Origin of the sequence: Amycolatopsis sp. SB7-3, assembly GCF_041021335.1 — a bacterium.
GTDB lineage: Bacteria > Actinomycetota > Actinomycetes > Mycobacteriales > Pseudonocardiaceae > Amycolatopsis > Amycolatopsis japonica.
Genome location: NZ_JBFPJQ010000005.1, coordinates 159,039 through 180,207, shown reverse-complemented (window position 1 = coordinate 180,207; position 21,169 = coordinate 159,039). Strand labels below are relative to the sequence as shown.

1 protein-coding gene and 1 pseudogene are annotated in these 21,169 nt (G+C 71.9%); both read right to left on the bottom strand.

From position 1 onward, the window contains the following. Positions 1-80 precede the first annotated feature (80 nt). A pseudogene (locus AB8M46_RS30965) lies at positions 81-5,807 on the bottom strand (SDR family NAD(P)-dependent oxidoreductase); the annotation flags it as partial. 55 nt (positions 5,808-5,862) lie between these two features. Beyond that, positions 5,863-21,156 (bottom strand): SDR family NAD(P)-dependent oxidoreductase, encoded by a 15,294-nt coding sequence (locus tag AB8M46_RS30960; protein WP_394362504.1) that lies wholly within the window; start codon positions 21,154-21,156, stop codon positions 5,863-5,865. Positions 21,157-21,169: the final 13 nt, after the last annotated feature.

The following is a 21,169-nucleotide window of genomic DNA, read 5'->3' as shown; positions in this document are numbered from 1 at the left end:
TGACGACACGCCAGTCCGTGAAGGCCTCCTTGAGGGACCCAGAGTCCCTCAAGGAGGCCTTCACGGACCACGGCGAGTCGCTACGCCAGCCGCCCCAGCCATTCCCGCACGGCCTCGGCGGTCGTCCCCGCATGCCGCTCCAGCATCGTGAAGTGATCCCCCTCGACGTCCACCGTGTCATGCGGCAAAGCCCAGTCGGACTGCCATCCGGCCCGGTCACGCCACGCCTCGAGCGGCTCCGACGCCCGGACCAGCAAGGTCGGCACACCGGTCGCCGCGGGCACGTGGTCGGCGAACAGCCGCAGGTAAGCACCCATCGCGGTGAGCCGCGTGTCGTCCCCGAGGCCGTCGGCGAGCCGGTCGCGGATGCCGTCCAGCGCGTGTTCGTCCTGCGGGTAGACGTCGATCAGCACGAGCGCGCGGGGCGCGGCGCCCGCTTCCTCCAGATGCCTCGCCAGCGCGTGCGCGAGCGGGCCGCCCGAGGAGTGGGCCACCAGGACCACCGGGTCGCCGCCTTCGCGGAGGATGGCGTCCGCCTGTGCGTGGAGGACCGCCTCGATCGAGTCCGGCAGCGGCTGCCCGTGCCCGAAACCGGGCACCGGAACGACGGAAACGTCCTGCACGTCCCGGAAAGACGCCGCGAACCGCGCGTATTCGTGCGCCCCCGAACCGACCAGGAGGGAGGGGACGCAGACGAGTTCGGGGCCGGACGGGCCTTTCGCGAGCCGGACCGGTTGCAGGTTCTGTTCCCGCGCGGTTTCGACGGTGAACGACGGCCGGTAGCGCGACGCCTGCGCGGCCAGCCCGACGAACTGCGCGACCTCGCCGAGTTCGACCGCGCGGGCGAACATCGCGCCGAAGAAGTCAGTGGCCGCGGGCGGTGTCTCGGGCTGCCGGTCGGCGGCCGAGAAGTCACCGGAGATCCGTTCCGCGACGGCGAGCGGCGTCGGGTGGTCGAAGACCAGCGACGGCGGGAGCCGCAGGCCGGTCGACGCCGCCAGCCGGTTGCGCAGGTCGACGGCGGTGAGCGAGTCGAAGCCGAGTTCGAGGAAGGCGACGTCGGCGTCGATGGCGCCGGCCCCGTCGTGGCCGAGGACGGCCGCGACCTGACCGCGCACCAGTTCCAGGATCTCCGCGTCACGGCCGTCCGCGTCGAGTCCGGCGAGCCGGGCACGGAACGCGCCGCCGCCGTCGGGCGCCCGCCTGGCGCGGGCGCGGACGAGTCCGCTCAGCAACGGCGGGATCTCCTCGGCGCGGAGCGCGGCGAGGTCGAGCCGCATCGGGACGGTCAGCGTCCGCCCGGTGGCGAGCGCGGCGTCGAACAGCTCCAGACCTTCCTCTGTGGACAGTCCGCCGAGCCCGGCCCGCGCCATCCGCTCGACGTCGGCGGAATCGGTCATCGCACTGGTGGTCGCCCACAGGCCCCACGCCAGTGACGTCGCGGCGGCGCCGTCCGCCCGGCGGCGTTCCACCAGCGCGTCCACGAACGCGTTCGCCGCCGCGTAACCGGACTGCCCCGGGTTCCCGAAAACCCCGGCCGCCGAGGAGAACGTCACGAACGGTGCGGCGTCGGGCAGGAGTTCGTGCAGGTTCACCGCGGCGTCCACCTTCGGCGCGAGCACCCGGTCGAGCCGTTCGGGGGTCTGCGCGGTGATCAGCCCGTCGTCGAGGACACCGGCGGCGTGCACGACACCGGTCACCGGATGCGCGGCCAGCACCTGGCTCAGCGCCTCCCGGTCGGCCGCGTCGCACGCGAGGATCCGAACCTCGGCGCCAAGCCCGGTGAGTTCATCCGCCAGCGCCGCCGCGCCGGGCGCGGAAGCACCGGAACGGCTGAGCAGCACCAGCGAACGGACGCCGTGCGTCACCACCAGATGTTTCGCGACGGCCGCGCCGAGGAGGCCGGTGCCGCCGGTGATCAGCACGACGTCGCCGTCGCTCCACGGCCGCGCCGGGCCGGGCTCGGGGACACGGACGAGCCTCGGGACGAAGCTGACCCCGTCGCGAACCACGACCTGCGCCTCCCCGGCGGGCAGCGCGGCCGGGACGTCTCCGTCCACGAGCACGAACCGCCCGGGGTGCTCCGACTGCGCCGAGCGCACGAGGCCCCATACCGCGGCCGCCACCGGATCCGGGCGTTCGGTCGCGATCCCACCTTGGGTGGCCACCACGAGCGGACCGTCGCCCGGTTCGTCGAGCCACGTCCGGACGCGTTCGAGTGCCGCCCCCAGCACGGTGCGGAGATCCCCGGATCCGCAGTGCCACACCGTCGCGTCGTGCGGTTCGGTCACGCCCGCGGGCACCCAATCCAGGCCGAACAAGGACTCGCGATACCCACCGAGACCGGACACCGACACCGGCCGCAGCAGCAGACCGTCCACGTCGGCGACCGGCAGGCCTTCGGCGTCGGCGACGGTCAGCGCGACCCCGTCCGCAGCCGGGCGCAGCCGCACCCGCAATGCCGCCGCACCCCGCGACCACAGCCGGACCCCGGAGAACGCGAACGGGAGCCGAAGCCCCTCGGCATCGGGAAGCACCCCCAGCGCGATCCCGTGGAGCGCGCCGTCCAGCAACGCGGGATGCAGGCCGAAGGCCGGAGCGTCGCCGGTCTGGGCTTCGGGAAGGTCGATTTCGGCGAAGACCTCGTTCTCGCGACGCCAGGCGGCGCGAAGTCCTTGGAACGCGGGGCCGTATTCGAGGCCCGCGTCCGCGAGTTCGTCGTACAGTGCCTCGACGCCGACGCGTTCCGCCCCGGCGGGCGGCCATTCCGCGAGCGGGGTGGGCACGCCGTCCGTTTCGGGCAACAGGACGCCGTTGGCGTGCCGGGTCCAGGGTTCGTCGCCGCGGCGGGAGTACACGCCGACCTCGCGACGGCCGTCGACGTCCGCGTCACCGAGTTCGACCGAGAGCCGGACGTCGGTGCCTTCTTCGAGCACGAGTGGGGCTTCGAGGGTCAATTCGTCGAGCATCGTGCAGTCCACCTGGATGCCGGCGGCCAGCGTGAGCTCCACGAACGCGGTGCCGGGCACGAGCACGGTCCCGGACACGGCGTGATCGGCGAGCCAGGGATGCGTTTCCAGCGAGATCCGGCCGGTGTACAGCAGCCCGCCGGTCCCGGGGACCGCGACGACGGCGCCGAGCAGCGGGTGGTCCACCATCGTCTGCCCGAACGCCGACGCGTCCCCGGCGGCGGTCCCGGCTTCCAGCCAGAACCGCTTGCGCTGGAACGGATATGTCGGCAGATCGACCCAGTCCGCCGTGGGCAGGATCGAAGACCATACCGGGCTCAGGCCGTGCACATGGGCTTCGGCGAGCGACGCGACGAACCGCTCCGCACCACCCTCACCCCGACGCAAACTCCCCAACGCGACGGCCTCTTCACTGATCCCCGGGACCAGAACCGGATGCGGACTCGTCTCCACGAAGAACCGGAAACCATCCTTCAGCAACCGATCCACCGTCGCCGCGAACTGCACCGTTCCCCGCAGATTCCGGAACCAGTACGCCGCATCCAATTCAAGAGGCTCATCGGTCACCGTCGAATAGAACGGAATCACCGGCGCCTGCGGCGAAATACCCGCCAACGCCGACACCACATCCCGCTCGATCGCATCGACATGAGCCGAATGCGAGGCGTAATCCACCGGGATCCGCTTCGCCCGCACATCCAGCAACTCACACCGCTTGATCAGCGCTTCCAAACCCGCGACGTCACCCGACACCACCACCGCCGCAGGGCCGTTCACGGCTGCCACCGACACACCGTCGGGCAGCAACTCCCGAACACGATCCTCCGAGGCAGCAACCGACACCATGCCACCGAGCCCCGACAACGCCAAAATCGCCTTACTCCGCAAACACACAACCCGCGCAGCATCATCCAACGACAACGCACCAGCCACACACGCCGCCGCGATCTCACCCTGCGAATGACCCACCACAGCAGCAGGTTCGACACCACACGCCCGCCACAGGCGCGCCAGAGACACCATCACCGCGAACAAAACAGGCTGCACCACATCAACCCGCTCCAACGCCACAGCGTCGGACAACACCTCGGACAACTTCCAGTCCACAAAGGACGAAAGCGCCGTCTCACACTCAGCCATCGACTCAGCGAACACCGGAGCCGACGACAACAACTCCTCCGCCATCCCCACCCACTGCGAACCCTGACCCGGGAACACGAAAACAGCCTTACCCGACTGCGCCGTACCTTCGATCAGCAGGCTCGACGGCTCCCCGGCGGCGAGCGCGTCGAGCGCGGCGCGCGGATCACCGACGATGGCCGCCCGGTGCGCGAACAGCGGCCGCGCGGCCAGCGTGGCGGCGGCGCCCGGAAGATCCACAAAGGACCGAAGCTGAGCAGCTCGCGCCCGCAGGGCCTCCGGCGTCCGCGCCGACAGAAGCCACGGCGTCGCACCGGTCACCACCGGCTGCCGGGGTTCGGTCTCTTCGGCGGCCGGGGCCGCTTCGAGGACGACGTGCGCGTTGGTCCCGCTGATACCGAACGACGACACCGCGGCCCGGCGAGGACGGTCGAGTTCCGGCCACGGCCGCGCTTCGTCCAGCAACGAGACCGCGCCCGCGCTCCAGTCCACATGCGACGAAGGGGTCTCCGCGTGCAGGCTGCGCGGGAGAGTCCCGCTTCGCAGTGCCTGCACCATCTTGATGATCCCGGCGACCCCGGCGGCGGCCTGCGTGTGCCCGAGATTCGACTTGATCGACCCGAGCCACAGCGGCCGATCCGACGGCCTGCCCTTGCCGTAGGTCGCGAGCAGCGCCTGCGCCTCGATCGGGTCGCCCAGGGTGGTGCCGGTTCCGTGCGCCTCGACGACGTCGACGTCCGCCGTCGTCAGCCGGGCGTCGGCGAGCGCCTCGCGGATCACCCGTTGCTGGGACGGGCCGTTCGGGGCGGTCAGGCCGTTCGACGCGCCGTCCTGGTTCACCGCCGACCCGCGCAGGACCGCCAGTACCGGATGGCCGTTGCGCCGCGCGTCGGAAAGCCGTTCCACCAGCAGCATCCCGACACCCTCGGACCAGCCGGTGCCGTCCGCCTCTTCGGCGAACGGTTTGCAGCGGCCATCCGGCGCCATCCCGCGCTGACGGCTGAACTCCACGAACGTCCCGGGGGTGAACATCACCGTCACGCCGCCGGACAGCGCGAGGTCGCACTCGCCCCGCCGCAGCGCCTGTGCCGCGAGATGCAGCGTCACCAGCGACGACGAGCACGCGGTGTCCACGGTGAGCGCCGGGCCTTCGAACCCGAAGGTGTAGGACACCCGCCCGGAGGCGATGCTGCCGGAGTTCCCGGTGCCGAGGTAGCCGCCGACCTCGTCGGGGATCTCGGTCAGCCCGGAGACGTAGTCGTGGTACATCAGCCCGGCGAACACCCCGGTCCGGCTGCCCTTCAGCGAGCCCGGATCGATTCCCGCCCGCTCGATGGCCTCCCACGACGTCTCCAGCAGGAGCCGCTGCTGCGGATCCATCGCCAGCGCCTCCCGTGGCGAGATCCCGAAGAACGCCGGGTCGAACTCGGCGACGTCGTGCAGGAAACCGCCCTGCGAAACGTAACTCGTCCCCTGCTTGTCCGGGTCCGGGTCGTACAGCGCTTCGAGGTCCCACCCGCGGTCGACGGGGAATCCGCTGATCCCGTCGCCACCGGTTTCGACCATCCGCCACAGATCCTCGGGCGAGGCGATGCCGCCGGGATAGCGGCAGGCCATCCCGACGATGGCGATCGGTTCGCTGCCCGCGGCTTCGGTCTCCTTCAGGCGCTTCCGGGTCTCGTGAAGATCCGCGGTGACCTGCTTGAGGAAGTACCGGAGTTTGTCCTCGGTGTCTTTCATTTCCGCCCCCAAGTCAGGAGATCCCGAGTTCCTTGCCGATGAATTCGAACATTTCGTCGTCCGAGGCGTCTTCGAGCCGATCCGCCACGGATTCGGTGCCCTCGCCCGGATCGCAGGCCGCGAGCAGGGCGCGCAGCCGATCCTTGACCTTGCCGCGGATCGCGTCGTCCGGGCTTCCCCCGGCGAACGCGGCCTCCAGCCGGTCGAGTTCCGCGAGCACCCCCAGCGGCGGTGGCGCGTCGTCCACGACGATCTCCGCGCCGACCAGTTCCGCCACCGCGGCGGTGGTCGGATGGTCGAAGACCAGCGTGGCGGGCAGCCGGAGACCGGTGGCCTCGTTGACCCGGTTGCGCAGTTCGACCGCGGCGAGCGAGTCGAACCCGAGTTCGGTGAACGCCTTGTCCGGGTCGACCTGCTCGGGACCGGCGTGCCCGAGGACACCAGCGACGTGCGTGGCGACGAGGTTCAGCAGTGCCGCGGCGCGTTCCTCCCCGGTCATCCCGGCCAGCTCCGCCTTGAGCGCGTCCCCGGTCGGCGAACCGGCGGTCTCGGCGCGTTTGCCGGTACCGCGGATCAGGCCGCGCAGCAGCGGCGGGACGTCGGTGCCGAGGCCTGCCCGCACCGCGGCGAGGTCCAGCCGCATCGGCAACAGCACCGGTTCGGCCGCCGTCACCGCGAGGTCGAACAGCGCCAGTCCCTCCTCTGTGGACAGTGCGCCCGCGCCGGAGGCCGTCATCCGTTCCAGATCGCGTCCGGACATGCCGCCCGCCATCCCGTCGCCGGCCCAGAGCCCCCAGGCGAGCGAGGTCGCCGGCAGCCCGTGCGCACGGCGATGCCGGGCGAGCGCGTCGAGGAACGCGTTGGCCGCCGCGTAGTTCGCCTGCCCCGGATTGCCGAAGGTGCCCGCCGCGGAGGAGAACAGTACGAACTCGTCGACGTCTCCCACCAGTTCGTGCAGGTTCACCGCGGCGTCGACCTTCGGCCGCAGGACGGCGTCGAGCCGTTCCGGGGTGAGGCCGTCGAGGACGACGTCGTCGAGAACACCGGCGGCGTGCACGACCCCGGTCACCGGATGCTCGGCCAGAAGACGTTGCAGCGCTTCACGATCGGCCGCGTCGCAAGCGACCACCGCGACCTCGGCGCCCAACCCTCGCAGTTCGTCGGCCAGCTCGCCCGCGCCCGGCGCGTCCGGGCCGCGGCGACCGGCGAGCACCAGCCGGGTCTTCCCGTGCGCGGTGACCAGATGCCGGGCCAGTGCCGCGCCGAGCGCGCCGGTGCCGCCGGTGATCAGCACGGCCCCGTCGGTCCGCGCCTCGCCTTCGACCGGCGTCACGGCCGGTTTGACCAGCCGCGGCGCCTTCACCGTTCCCTCGCGCAACTCCAGCTGAGGTTCGCCGGAAGCGAGGGCTGGCAGCAGCACGCGATACGACGCGTCCTGTTCGTCGAGGTCGACCAGCACGAACCGGCCGGGGTGCTCGGACTGCGCCGAGCGGACCAGGCCCCAGATCACCGCCTGCGCCGGTTCGTCGACGGCGCCGCTGGTGACCAGCACCAGCCGGGAACCGGCGAACCGGTCCTCGGCCAGCCACGTACGGACCAGCTCCAGCGCCCGCTGTGCGGCGGTGTGCGCGGCGGCGGCCAGCCCTTGGCGGTGGTCCGGCGCGCAGGACACGAAGACCAGCTCGGGCACCCGATCGATCACCTCGGCCAGATTCGCGTGGACCTGCCCGCGATAGCCGGCGGCGGTGAGCGCGGCGTCGAGTTTGTAGTCGTCGACACCGACGACCGCCCAGCTCGCGGCCACGGCGGCGGTGGGATCGAGCGGAACCGGCGCCCACTCCAGACCGAACAGCGACTCGTGGCTGCCCTGCCGCCCGCCGAGTTGCTCCAGCGAGACCGGGCGCAGCGTCAGAGCGTCCACTGTGGCCACCAGCCTGCCGGTCTCGTCCGCCGCGGCCAGGGAGACCGCGTTCTCCCCCGCCGGCGACAGCCGGACCCGCAGGGCACGCGCACCGGAGGCGTGGAGCCGGACGCCGGACCAGGCGAACGGCAGGCGCACGCGCCCGGCCGCCACGTCTGCCTCCTGCTCGCCTTCTTCGGCGAAGCCCAGGGCGTGCAAGGCGGCGTCGAGCAACGCAGGATGCAGGCCGAAGCCTTCGGTCGTGGTGTCCTCGGGGAGGTCGACCTCGGCCCAGATGTCCTCCCCTCGCCTGCGGGCGGAGCGAAGTCCCTGGAAGACCGGGCCGTACTCGAGCCCGGCGGCGGCCAAGCCGTCGTAGAGGCCGTCGGTTTCGACGGTCTCGGCATCGGCGGCCGCCCAGGCCGACAGATCGAACGGCGCGCCCGCAGCCAGGGGCGACACGGTTCCGGTGGCGTGGCGGATCCAGTCGCCGTCGTCGGGGCGGGAGTAGACGTCCAGTGCGCGCCTGCCGGTCTCGTCCGGCGCGGCGGCGACGATCCGCAGCGCCGTGCCACCGTGGTCCGGCAGCACCAGCGGTGCTTCCAGGGTCAGTTCGTCGACGGCCGCGCAGCCGGTCAGCTCCCCGGCCCGCAACGCGAGCTCGACGAACGCCGTACCCGGCAGGAGCGTCGTCCCGGCGACGACGTGGTCGGCCAGCCACGGCTGCTCCTGCACCGACAGCCTGCCGGTGAACAGCACCGCGTCGCTGTCCGGCGCCTCGACCGCCGCGCCGAGCAGCGGATGCCCGGCGGGCGACTGCCCCAGCCCGGTGACATCGCCCACCGCGGGGGCGACGGGCCGCAGCCAGAACCGCTCGCGCTGGAAGGCGTAGGTGGGCAGATCGATCTTCCGGCCGGGGAGCGCCTTCGCCCAGTCGACCCGGACGCCGTCGACGTGCAACCGCGCGAGCGCGGTGACAAACGACTCGACGTCGGACCGGCCGTCACGCAGCGACGGCACGAACAGCGGAGCGTCCACTGTGGACTCGTTCGTGACACAATGCTCGCCGAGAGCGGTCAGCGGCGCGTCCGGGCCGAGCTCCAGATAGCGCCGGACGCCGTGTGCCTCCAGGGTCCGGATCGCGTCGCGGAACCGGACCGCTTCCCGCACGTGCCTGACCCAGTACTCGCTCGATCGCGCCTGATCGCCGGTCAGCGGCTCACCGGTCAGCGTGGACACCAGCGGGATCCGCGGTTCGGCGGCGTGGACGCCGTCGAGTACGGCGCGGAATTCACCGAGCATCCCGTCCATGAGCGGCGAGTGGAACGCGTGGCTCACGGTGAGCCGCTTGGTCTTGCGGCCGCGTTCGGCGAACCCGGCGGCCAGCGCGGTCACGGCGGCCTCTTCGCCGGACACGACGACCGACACCGGGCCGTTGATCGCGGCGATCGACACGGTCTCGTCGTCGATCAGCGGCCGGACCTCCTCTTCGGTGGCCTGGACGGCGATCATCGCGCCGCCCGCGGGCAGCGCCTGCATGAGCCTGCCGCGCGCGGCGACCACCGTGCAGGCGTCCTCCAGCGTCCAGACCCCGGCGACGTGGGCCGCCGCCAGTTCCCCGATCGAATGCCCGGCCAGGAAGTCCGGCCGGACGCCGCGGCTTTCGACGAGCCGGAACAGCGCGACCTCGACGGCGAACATCGCGCACTGGGTGTATTCGGTGCGGTCGACCAGGTCGCCGGCGAGCGCCTCGCGCAGCGGACGGTTCAGCAGAGCGTCGAAACGCGCGCAGATCTCGTCGAAGGCTTGAGCGAAGACGGGGAACGCGGCCGACAGTTCGTCGGCCATCCCGGCACGCTGGCTGCCCTGACCGGTGAAGAGGAACGCGAGTTTCCCGCCCGGTTTCGCGAGACCGGTGACGAAGTCGCCCGGTTCTCCCCCGGCCAGCGCGGCGAGCGCGTCGAGCAGTCCGTCGCGGTCGCCCGCGGTGACCACCGCCCGGTGCTCGAAAAGTCCCCGCGTGGCAAGCGTTTGCGCGACGTCGGCGAGCTCGGGCGCGGATCCGGTCAGCAACCGGGCACGCAACCTGGCGGCCTGCCCGCGCAGAGCGTCCGGCGTCTTGGCGGACAACGGGAAGGCGAGTACATCCGGCTGGTCGGCCGGTGCCATGTCCCCGGCGCCGTCCGCTTCCAGGACGACATGCGAGTTGGTCCCGCTGATCCCGAACGACGACACCCCGGCGCGCCGCGGACGACCGGTGTCCGGCCACTCCCGCGATTCGGTGAGCAGGGAGACGGCGCCTTCGGTCCAGTCCACATGGGACGAAGGCTCATCGACGTGCAACGTCTTGGGCAGCACGCCGTGCCGCATCGCCTCCACCATCTTGATCACGCTCGCCACCCCGGCGGCGGCCTGGGTGTGACCGAGATTGGACTTCACCGACCCCAGCCAGAGTGGCTCTTCACGATCCTGCCCGTACGTGGCGAGCAGGGCTTGCGCCTCGATCGGGTCGCCGAGTGTCGTCCCGGTTCCGTGCGCCTCGACAGCGTCCACATCGGACGGACGCAATCCGGCCTGCGCCAAAGCCTGACGGATCACCCGTTGCTGCGACGGTCCGTTCGGCGCGGTGAGCCCGTTCGACGCGCCGTCCTGGTTCACCGCCGTGCCACGCAGGACGGCCAGCACCTGCCTGCCATTGCGACGGGCATCCGAAAGGCGCTCCAGCAGCAGCATGCCGACGCCCTCGCCCCACGCCGTGCCGTCCGCGGTCTCGGAGAACGCCTTGATCCGGCCGTCCGGCGCCATCCCGCGCTGACGGCTGAACTCGATGAAAGTGTCCGGAGTGGACATCACCGCGACACCACCGGCCAGCGCCAGGCCGCATTCGCCTTGCCGCAGCGCCTGCGCCGCGAGATGCATCGCGACCAGCGAAGACGAACACGCCGTGTCGATGCTGACCGCCGGGCCTTCCAGCCCGAAGGCGTAGGCGAGGCGCCCCGAGATCACGCTGCCCGAGTTCCCCGTGCCGAGGTACCCCTCCAGATCCGCCGGGATCTCGGTGAGCCGCGAAACGTAGTCGTGGTACATCGCCCCGGCGAAGACGCCGGTCGCGGAACCGCGCAAGGTGGCCGGGTCGATCCCGGCCCGTTCGAAGGCTTCCCAGGACGTCTCCAGGAGCAACCGCTGCTGCGGGTCCATCGCCAGCGCTTCACGCGGCGAAATCCCGAAGAACCCTGGGTCGAAGTCCCCGGCGTCGTGCAGGAATCCGCCGTAGCGGGTGCAAGAGGTGCCGGGCCTGGACGCCTCGGGGTCGTACAGACCTTCGACATCCCAGCCCCGGTCAGCCGGGAACGGGGTGATGCCGTCGCGGCCTTCGCTGACCAGCCGCCAGAGGTCTTCCGGTGAGCGGACACCGCCGGGGAACCGGCAGGCCATGCCGACGATGGCGATCGGTTCGTCCACCGGTGCCGTGGTGACGACGGCGGCCACGACCGTGGTGCCGGACAGTTCCTCCCGCAGCCGGGAGACGACCGCGTCGGAGTTCGGGTGGTCGAACACGAGGGTGGCGGGCAGGCGCAGGCCGGTCGCGGAGTTCAGCCGGTTCCGCAGGTCCACCGACGTGAGCGAATCGAAGCCGAGTTCGGTGAACGCCCGGTCCGACGGGACGTCCTCCGGACCGGAGTAGCCCAGCACCGCGGCGACCTGTGTCCGCACGAGTTCGAGCAGACGCGCGTCACGGTCCTCTTCGGACAGTCCCGCGAGCTGCCGTTTCCACGCCGACGCTCCGGCGGAGCGCCGCGCGGGAGCCTTGATCAGACCGCGCAGCAGGGGCGGCACGTCGGAGCCGAGTTCGGCGCGGAGCGCGGCGAGGTCGAGCTTCATCGGCAGGACGACGCCGTCACCAGCGGTGTCGAACAGGCGCAGCCCTTCTTCGGTGGTGAGCCCGGAACCGGTGAGCCTGGCGACGGCGGCGGAGGCGTCCATCCCGTCGTCGGTGTCCCACAGACCCCACGCCAGGGACCGGGCCGGGAGCCCGCTGGCCAGCCGGTGCTGTGCCAGGGCGTCCAGGAAGGCGTTCGCTGCGGCGTAGTTCGCCTGCCCGGCGTTGCCGAACGTGCCCGCCGCCGAGGAGAACAGCACGAACTCGTCGACGTCGCCCGCCAGTTCGTGCAGGTTCAGCGCCGCGTCGGCCTTGGGCCGCAGGACGGCGTCGAACCGTTCGGGGGTCAGGCTGTCGATCAGACCGTCGTCGAGGACGCCGGCCGCGTGCACCACCGCGGTGAGCGGATGGCCGGGGTCGACCCCGGCCAGCAGCTCCGCGAGGGCTTCCCGGTCGGCGACGTCGCAGGACTCCAGGACCGCGGAGGCGCCGAGCCCGGTCAGCTCCGCCAACAGGTCGGTGGCACCGGAGGCGGCCGCGCCACTGCGGCTGACCAGCAGAAGGTGCCGCACCCCGTGTCCGGAGACCAGGTGACGGGCCAGCGATCGGCCCAGCGCGCCGGTGGCCCCGGTGAGCAGGACGGTCCCTTCCGGGTCGAAACGCGGTGCCGTACCGGAGGGCACGCTCTTCACCAGACGCGGCGCCCAGAGCTTCCCGTCGCGGATGGCGAGCTGCGCCTCGCCGGTGGCGACGGCCCCGGCCAGGTCTGCCGTGTCGCCGTCGGTGTCGATGAGCACGAACCGGCCCGGATGCTCGGACTGCGCCGACCGCACCTGCCCCCAGACGGCGGCGCGGGCGAGATCACGCGTGTCCTCCCCCGCCACCGACACGGCTCCGCTGGTCAGCACGACCAGGGTGGTGTCGGCGTTGCTTTCGTCGGCGAGCCAGGATTGGAGCGCGGCAAGCGTTTGCGCGGTCGCGTCGTGCACGTCCGCTACACTGTCCACTTCGGACCAGATGACCGTGGCGGGCGCGGTGTCCGCGGCACGGGCGCGGACCGGGACCCACTCCACCCGGAACAGCGAGTCGCCACCACCCCCGAACGCGGCGGGGTCGACCTGGCGGACGGTCAGCCCGGCGACGGTCGCCACCGGCGCGCCCGCCCCGTCCGCGATCGTCAGGGAAAGCGTGTCGCCGGTCCCGGTGAGCCGGACTCGCAGGCTCGTGGCGCCGAGGCCGGTGAGCGAGACGCCAGACCACAGGAAGGGCAGCCGGGCCCCGCCTTCGGTGCTCAGCGCGCCGAGTCCGGCGGTGTGCAGGGCCGAGTCCAACAGCGCGGGGTGCAGGCCGAAGCGCGCGGCGTCGCCGTGGTGGCGTTCGTCGAGGTCGATCTCGGCGTACACCGTGGTGCCGTCGAGCCAGGCCGCGCGGACGCCTTGGAAAACCGGGCCGTAGTTCAGGCCCGCGTCGGCGAGCGCGTCGTAGAGCCCGTCGACGTCGGTCTCCTCCGCGGCTGGCGGCCACGAGGTGAGGTCGGCGGGCGTGGCGCCGGTGTCCTCGGTCAGTGTTCCGACCGCGTGGCGGATCCAGGGCTCGTCGTCGGCACGGGAGTGCACGCTGACCGCGCACGCGCCGGTGTCGTCCGGTTCGCGGACCCACACGCGCAGTTCGACACCGCCGCGCTCCGGCAGGACCAGCGGGCTCTCCAGGGTGAGTTCGTCGAGGACGACGGTGCCGTGCCGTCGTCCGGCGGCGAGCGCCAGATCGACGAACGCGGTACCGGGCAGGAGCACGGTCTCCCCGACGGCGTGGTCGGCGAGCCAGGGCTGGGCCGCGAGAGACAGCCTGCCGGTGAACACGGTCCCGCTGGAGTCCGGCAGGGTCACCGCGCCACCAAGCAGCGGGTGCCCCGCGTCGGCCAGTCCCGCCGCGGTCAGATCGCCCGCAGCGGCGCCCGCGTCGAGCCAGAACTCCGTGCGCTGGAAGGCATACGTGGGCAGATCCACCCGCCGGGCCCCGGCGGACAACGGGCTCCAGTCGACGTCGGCACCGTGGACGTGCAGACCGGCGACCGCCGTCAGCAGGGTCGTGACCTCGGGCTTGTCGCGCCGCAGGGCGGGGACGACGACCGCGTCCTCCAGGCTGTCCTGCGCCATCGCGGTGAGCACGCCGTCCGGCCCGATCTCCAGGAACCGCGTGACACCCTCGGCCTCCAGGAACTTGACCGAATCGTGGAACCGCACCGCGTCACGGACATGCCGGACCCAATAGTCCGAAGTGGACACCTCCTCCAGGCCACCCGACACGATCGGGATCCGCGGCTCGGCGAAGGTCAGCCCCTCCACCACCGTACGGAAGTCATCGAGCATCGGCTCCATCAACGGTGAGTGGAACGCGTGACTCACGGTAAGTCGCTTGTGTTTGCGGCCCTCGACCACAGCGGCGACGGCGTCTTCGTCACCCGAGACGACCACCGACTCCGGGCCGTTGATGGCGGCGATCGACACCCGCTCCGTCAGCAGCGGTGTCACCTCCGCTTCGGTCGCCCGCAGCGCCACCATCGCGCCGCCCGTGGGCAGCGCCTGCATCAACCGGCCGCGCGCCGACACCAGCGTCACCGCATCGTCGAGGGACAGCACACCGGCCACGTGCGCGGCCGCGATCTCACCGACCGAATGCCCGGCCAGGAAGTCCGGCCGGACACCCCAGCTTTCCACCAACCGGAACAGCGCCACCTCAAGCGCGAACAGCGCGCACTGCGTGTTGGCAGTCTGGTTCAACTCCTCAGCAGACAAGTCCCTGAGCGGCTGCTCGAAGCGGGAACACACCTCGTCATAAACCTCGGCGAACACCGGGAAACGCTCAGCCAGCTCAACGCCCATCCCGAGCCGCTGACTGCCCTGACCGGTGAACAGGAAAGCCGTCCGTCCGGTGTGCCGGGCGATTCCCCGGACGATCCCCTCGGTGGTCTCGCCGTGCGCGAGCGCGTCGAGTGCGGCGATGAGACCGTCGCGGTCGCCGGCCACGAGCGCGGCCCGATGCTCCAAGTCCGCCCGCGCCGTGAGCGCGAGCGCGACGTCCGCCGCGGTCACCTCGGGAGTGGCCAGCAGGTGGCCGTGGAGGCGGGCCGCCTGCGCTCGCAACGCTTCCTCGGTCTTGCCGGACAGCGGCCACGGCGGGACATCCGGGTTTCCGGACGGCTGGGGATCCGGCTCGACGGCCTCGATGATGGTGTGCGCGTTGGTCCCGCTGATCCCGAACGACGACACCCCGGCCCGACGCGGACGACCGGTGTCCGGCCACTCCCGCGACTCCGTCACCAGGGACACCGCGCCATCGGTCCAGTCCACATGAGACGAGGGCTCGTCGACGTGCAGCGTCTTGGGCAGGACGCCGTGCCGCATCGCCTCGACCATTTTGATCACGCCCGCGACACCGGCGGCGGCCTGGGTGTGACCGAGGTTCGACTTCACCGACCCAAGCCACAACGGCTCTTCACGATCCTGCCCGTACGTGGCCAGCAGAGCCTGCGCCTCGATCGGATCACCAAGAGTCGTTCCCGTGCCGTGCGCCTCGACAGCGTCCACATCGGACGGTTGCAACCCCGCCTGTGCCAAAGCCTGACGGATCACCCGCTGCTGCGACGGACCATTCGGCGCGGTGAGCCCGTTCGACGCACCGTCCTGGTTCACCGCCGAGCCGCGAACCACGGCCAGCACCCGGTGACCGTTGCGGCGGGCGTCCGATAGGCGCTCCAGCAGGAGCATGCCGACGCCCTCGCCCCAGCCGGTGCCGTCCGCGGCCTCGGCGAAGGATTTGCACCGGCCGTCGACGGCCATCCCACGCTGGCGGCTGAACTCGACGAAGGTGTTCGGCGTCGCCATCACGGTCACACCGCCCGCGAGCGCGAGCGAACATTCGCCCTGCCGCAACGCCTGTCCGGCGAGGTGCATCGCGACCAGCGACGACGAGCAGGCCGTGTCGATGCTGACCGCGGGGCCTTCCAGCCCGAAGGTGTAGGCCAGCCGTCCCGAGATCACGCTGCCCGAGTTCCCCGTGCCGAGGTAGCCCTCGACGTCTTCCGGCACGGAGTTCAGCCGCGCCGCGTAGTCGTGGTACATCACCCCGGCGAAGACACCGGTCTTGCTGCCGCGCACCGCGTGCGGATCGATCCCGGCGCGTTCGAAGACCTCCCACGAAGTCTCCAGCAGCAACCGCTGTTGCGGATCCATCGCCAGCGCCTCACGCGGCGAGATCCCGAAGAACGCCGCGTCGAATTCGCCCGCGTCGTGCAGAAATCCGCCCTCGCGGGCGTAGCTCTTGCCCACCTTGCCGGGGTCCGCGTCGTAGACGTCTTCCCAGCCCCGGTTGACCGGGAACTCCGAAACGCCGTCCCGGCCGGCGGCCACCAGATCCCACAGCTCTTCCGGGGAGGTGACACCGCCCGGGTAGCGGCAGGCCATGCCGATGATCGCGATCGGCTCGTCGACCGGACCGGTGCGCACCGGCACGTCCGGCGCCTCGGCGAGCCCACCCCCGGCGAGCCCCTCCAGCAGGTGTTCGGCGAGCACGAGCGGGGTCGGGTAGTCGAAGACGAGGGTCGCGGCCAGCCGCAGGCCGGTGACCTCGGTCAGCCGGTTGCGCAGTTCGACCGCCGCCAGCGAATCGAAGCCGAGCTCCTGGAACGGTTTCCCGGCGTCGATCGCCTCCGAACCGAGGTGGCCCAGCACGATGGCGACGTGCGTCCGCACGATCTCCAGCAGTTCCCGGCTCCGTTCGGCCGGGGTGAGCGCGGCCAGCCGGTCGGCGAGCGCACCCGCCGAACCGGTGACGGCGGCGCGGCGGGCGGGCCGGATCAGGCCGCGGAACAACGGCGGCACGTCACCGCCGAGCCGCGCGCGCAACGCGGGCAGATCGAGCCGGATCGGGACGAGTGCGGCGTCGTCGAGCGCCGTCGCGGCGTCGAAGAGCGCCATCCCGTCCTCTGTGGACAGCGCGGGGAAGCCGGGGCGGGCGGTGAGCGCGTCGCCCATTCCGGCGGCCCACATCCCCCAGGCCAGCGCCGTGCCGGGCTGTCCGTTCGTGTGGCGGTACCGGGCGAGGGCGTCGAGGAAGGCGTTCGCGGCGGCGTAGTTCGCCTGCCCTTCGTTGCCGAACACCCCGGCGGCGGAGGAGAACAGGACGAGTTCGGTGTCGCCGAGCAGTTCGTGCAGATGCACGGCCGCGTCCACTTTGGACCTCAGCACGGCAGTGATGCGCTCCGGGGACAGGTCACCGAGGAGTCCGTCGTCCAGCACACCCGCCGCGTGCACGGCGAGGGTGATCGGCTGATCGGCCAGCAGGGCGGCGAGTGCGTCGCGGTCGGCGGCGTCGCAAGCTTCGATCCGGACGTCGGCGCCGAGCGCGGTCAGTTCGCGGGTGAGGGTGTCCGCGCCGGGTGCGGCCGCACCGCGACGGCTGGTGAGCAGCAGCCGCCGGACACCGCGCGACCGGACGAGGTACCGGGCGAGATCCGCGCCGAGCGCGCCGGTGCCGCCGGTGACGAGCACCGTCCCGTCGATGTCGCCGGGCTCGGCGGAGGCACGCGGGGCGCGGACGAGCCGGGCACCGGACAGGACGCCCTCGCGGAGCAGGAGTTCGGGTTCGCCGGTGGCGACGGCGGCCGCGACGAGTTCGGGCGTCGGCTCGGTGTCGCAGTCGAGGAGGACGAACCGGTCCGGGAACTCTTCCTGCGCGGTGCGGACGAGGCCCCAGACGGTGGCCTGCGCCGGATGCGGCACGGCGTCCCCGACGGCGCCGCTGGTCAGGAAGACGAGTTTCGGCCCGCCGTCGTCGGCGCGCACCAGTTCGAGCGCGCGGAGCGCGGCCGCGTGGGCGTCGCCGAGCAGGTCGCCGGTGTACCCGGCGAACGAGGCGACGACGTGCTCCGCGGCGGCCTCGGCGGGGATGGTGAGCGGCTGCCAGTCCACCCGGAACAACGCGTCGCGCACCGGGTTTCGCGAGGTGAGGGCGCCGCACGGGACCGCGCGGACGAGGAGACCGTCGGCGGTGAACACCGGCCGTCCCTCCGGATCCGCGACGGCGAGTGCGATCGTGTCCGGTCCAGCGGGGGTCAGGCGCACGCGGATCGTGGTCGCCCCGAAGGCCCTCAGGCTCACGCCGGACCACGAGAACGGGAGCCGCGCCTCGGTGGCGTCCAGCGCGCCGAGGCCGGCGGCGTGCAGGGCCGAGTCGAGCAGGGCCGGATGGATCCCGAACCGGGCCGCGTCGGCCTTCTCGGCGTCGGCGAGCTCGATTTCGGCGTAGACGGCCGATTCGTGGGTCCAGGCGGCGCGGACGCACTGGAAGGCGGGCCCGTAGTCGAGGCCGACCTCGGCGAGCGCGCCGTAGAGCCCGTCGATCGCGACCGGTTCGGCGCCTTCGGGCGGCCAAACGGCGAGGCTGAAGTCGGTGTCGGGGAAGCCGGGGGCGAGGACACCGGTCGCGTGGCACGACCATTCGGCGTCGGCGGCCTCAGGACGCGAGTGGACGCCGACCGTGCGCCTGCCGGTCTCGTCCGGCGCGCCGACGACCAGTTGCAGGCTGAGCGCGTCGTGTTCGGGCAGGACGAGCGGTTCCCGCAGGGTCAGTTCCTCCACGACCCCGCAGTCGACCTTGTCCCCGGCGTGCAGCACGAGATCGACGAAGGCGGTGCCCGGCAGCAGGACGTGCCCCGCGACCACGTGCCCGGCCAGCCACGGCTGCGCCGCGAGGGAAAGCCGCCCGGTGAGCAGCACGCCGTGCGCGTCGGCCATCGTGACGACGGCGCCGAGCAGCGGGTGATCGGTGGCGCCCAGGCCCAGGCTCGCCGCGTCGCCCTCGGCGTTCAGCGGGCCGTCCAGCCAGAAACGACGGTGCTGGAAGGCGTACGTGGGCAGGTCGACGCGGCGGGCCCCGGCGAGCAGCGGCGTCCAGTCGACGGATGCCCCGTGGACGTGCAGCGTGGAGACCGCGGCGAGCAGGGTGACGTCCTCCGCGCGGTTGCGGCGCGAGGCCGCGACAACGACCGTGTCCTCGGTGCTCTCCTGGGCCATCGCGGTGAGGACGGCGTCCGGGCCGATCTCCAGGAACCGCGTGACCCCCTCGGCCTCCAGGAACTTGACCGAATCGTGGAACCGCACCGCGTCACGGACATGTCGGACCCAATAGTCCGGAGTGGACACTTCCACCAAGCCGCCGGAGACGACCGGAATCCTCGGCGCCGCATACGACAGGCTCTCCGCGACCGCGCGGAAGTCGTCGAGCATCGGCTCCATCAGAGGCGAGTGGAAAGCGTGGCTCACGGCGAGCCGTTTGTGCTTGCGGCCGTCGAAACGGGACACCACGGCGGCGACGGCGTCTTCGTCACCGGAGAGGACCACCGACTCCGGACCGTTGATCGCGGCCAGCGACACCCGGTCGGTCAGCAGCGGTACGACCTCGGCCTCGGTCGCCTGCAAGGCCACCATGGCGCCGCCGGTGGGCAACGCCTGCATCAACCGGCCTCGCGCCGACACCAGTTTCACGGCGTCATCGAGGCTGAACACGCCCGCGACATGAGCGGCCGCGATCTCGCCGATCGAGTGGCCCGCCAGGAAATCGGGTTCGACACCCCAGCTCTCCACCAGCCGGAACAGCGCCACTTCGAAGGCGAACAACGCGCACTGCGTGTTCGCCGTCTGGTTCAGTTCCTCGGTGGACAGTTCCTTGATCGGCCGCTCGAACCGGGCACAGACGTCGTCGTAGGCCTCGGCGAACACCGGGAACCGCTCGGCCAGCTCCCGGCCCATCCCGCGGCGCTGGCTGCCCTGGCCGGTGAACAGGAACGCCGTCCGGCCGTCGGCGGCGACGCCGTGGGCGACCCCGGCGGTGGTGGCGCCGGCGGCGAGGATGTCCAGCCCCGCGAGCAGCTGATCGCGGTCGGCCGCGACGATCGCGCCCCGGTGCTCGTGCAAGACGCGGGTGGTGGCGAGCGACGCGGCGACATCGGCGACGCTCAACTCCGGCCGGGCGAGGATATGCGAGCGCAGCCGCACGACCTGATCGCGCAGCGCGTCCGCGGTCTTGCCGGACAGGACCGCGGGCACGGCGCCGGTGGGCGGCACGCCCGCGACTTCTTCGCTCTCGGGGGCTTGCTCGATGATGGTGTGCGCGTTGGTGCCGCTGACGCCGAACGAGGACACGCCCGCGCGGCGCGGCTGCCCGGTCTCCGGCCACTCGCGCGCTTCGGTGAGCAGTTCGACGGCACCGGCCGACCAGTCCACTTTGGACGATGGATCCTCCGCGTGCAGGGTGCGCGGGAGGATCCCATGCCGGATCGCCTGCACCATCTTGATCACGCCGCCGACCCCGGCGGCGGACTGGGAGTGCCCGATGTTCGACTTCAGCGAGCCCAGCCATAACGGCCGGTCCGCGGACTTCTCCCGGCCGTAGGTGGCCAGCAGCGCCTGCGCCTCGATCGGATCGCCCAGGGTCGTCCCGGTGCCGTGGCCCTCCACGACGTCGATCTGTCCGGCCGAAAGGCGCGCGTTCTCCAGGGCCTGCCTGATGACCCGCTGCTGCGACGGGCCGTTCGGCACGCTGAGACCGCTGCTCGCCCCGTCCTGGTTGACCGCGCTGCCACTGACGACCGCGAGCACCTCGTGGCCGAGCCGCCGCGCGTCGGAGAGCTTCTCCACCAGGAGCATCCCGACGCCCTCGGCCCACGACGTGCCGTCCGCTCCGTCCGAATAGGACTTGCAGCGGCCGTCCGCGGCGAGCCCGCGCTGACGGCTGAAGTCGACGAACGTGTCCGGTGTGGACATCACCGCGACACCACCGGCGAGCGCCATCGTGCATTCACCCTGCCGCAGCGCCTGCGCGGCCAGGTGCAGCGCGACGAGCGAGGACGAGCACGCGGTGTCGATCGTCACCGCCGGGCCTTCCAGCCCGAAGGTGTAGGCGACGCGCCCGGAAACGACGCTGCCCGAGTTCCCGGTGCCGAGGTAGCCCTCGAGTTCCTCCGGGATGGCGGCGAGCCGGGAGACGTAGTCGTGGTACATCACCCCGGCGAACACCCCGGTCCGGCTGCCCCGCAGCGAGCCGGGGTCGATACCCGCGCGTTCGAAGGTTTCCCAGGAGATCTCCAGCAGCAGCCGCTGCTGAGGGTCCATGGCTAGCGCTTCCCTCGGCGAGATCCCGAAGAAGGCCGGGTCGAATTCGCCCGCGCCGTCGAGGAAACCGCCCTCGCGGCAGTACGAGGTGCCGGGCTTCTCCCCCGTCGGGTCGTACAGCGCGGACAGGTCCCAGCCGCGGTCGGCCGGGAACCCGGAGATCCCGTCGCGGCCCTCGGCGACCAGCTCCCACAGATCCTCCGGCGACCGCACGCCCCCGGGGAACCGGCAGGCCATCCCGATGATGGCGATCGGCTCGTGGCCGCGGTCCTCGGCCTCCTTCAGCCGTCGCCGGGTCTCCCGCAGGTCGGCGGTCGCGCGCTTGAGGTAGTCGAGGTACTTGTCTTCGTTCGCCACGGAAGGGTCTCCC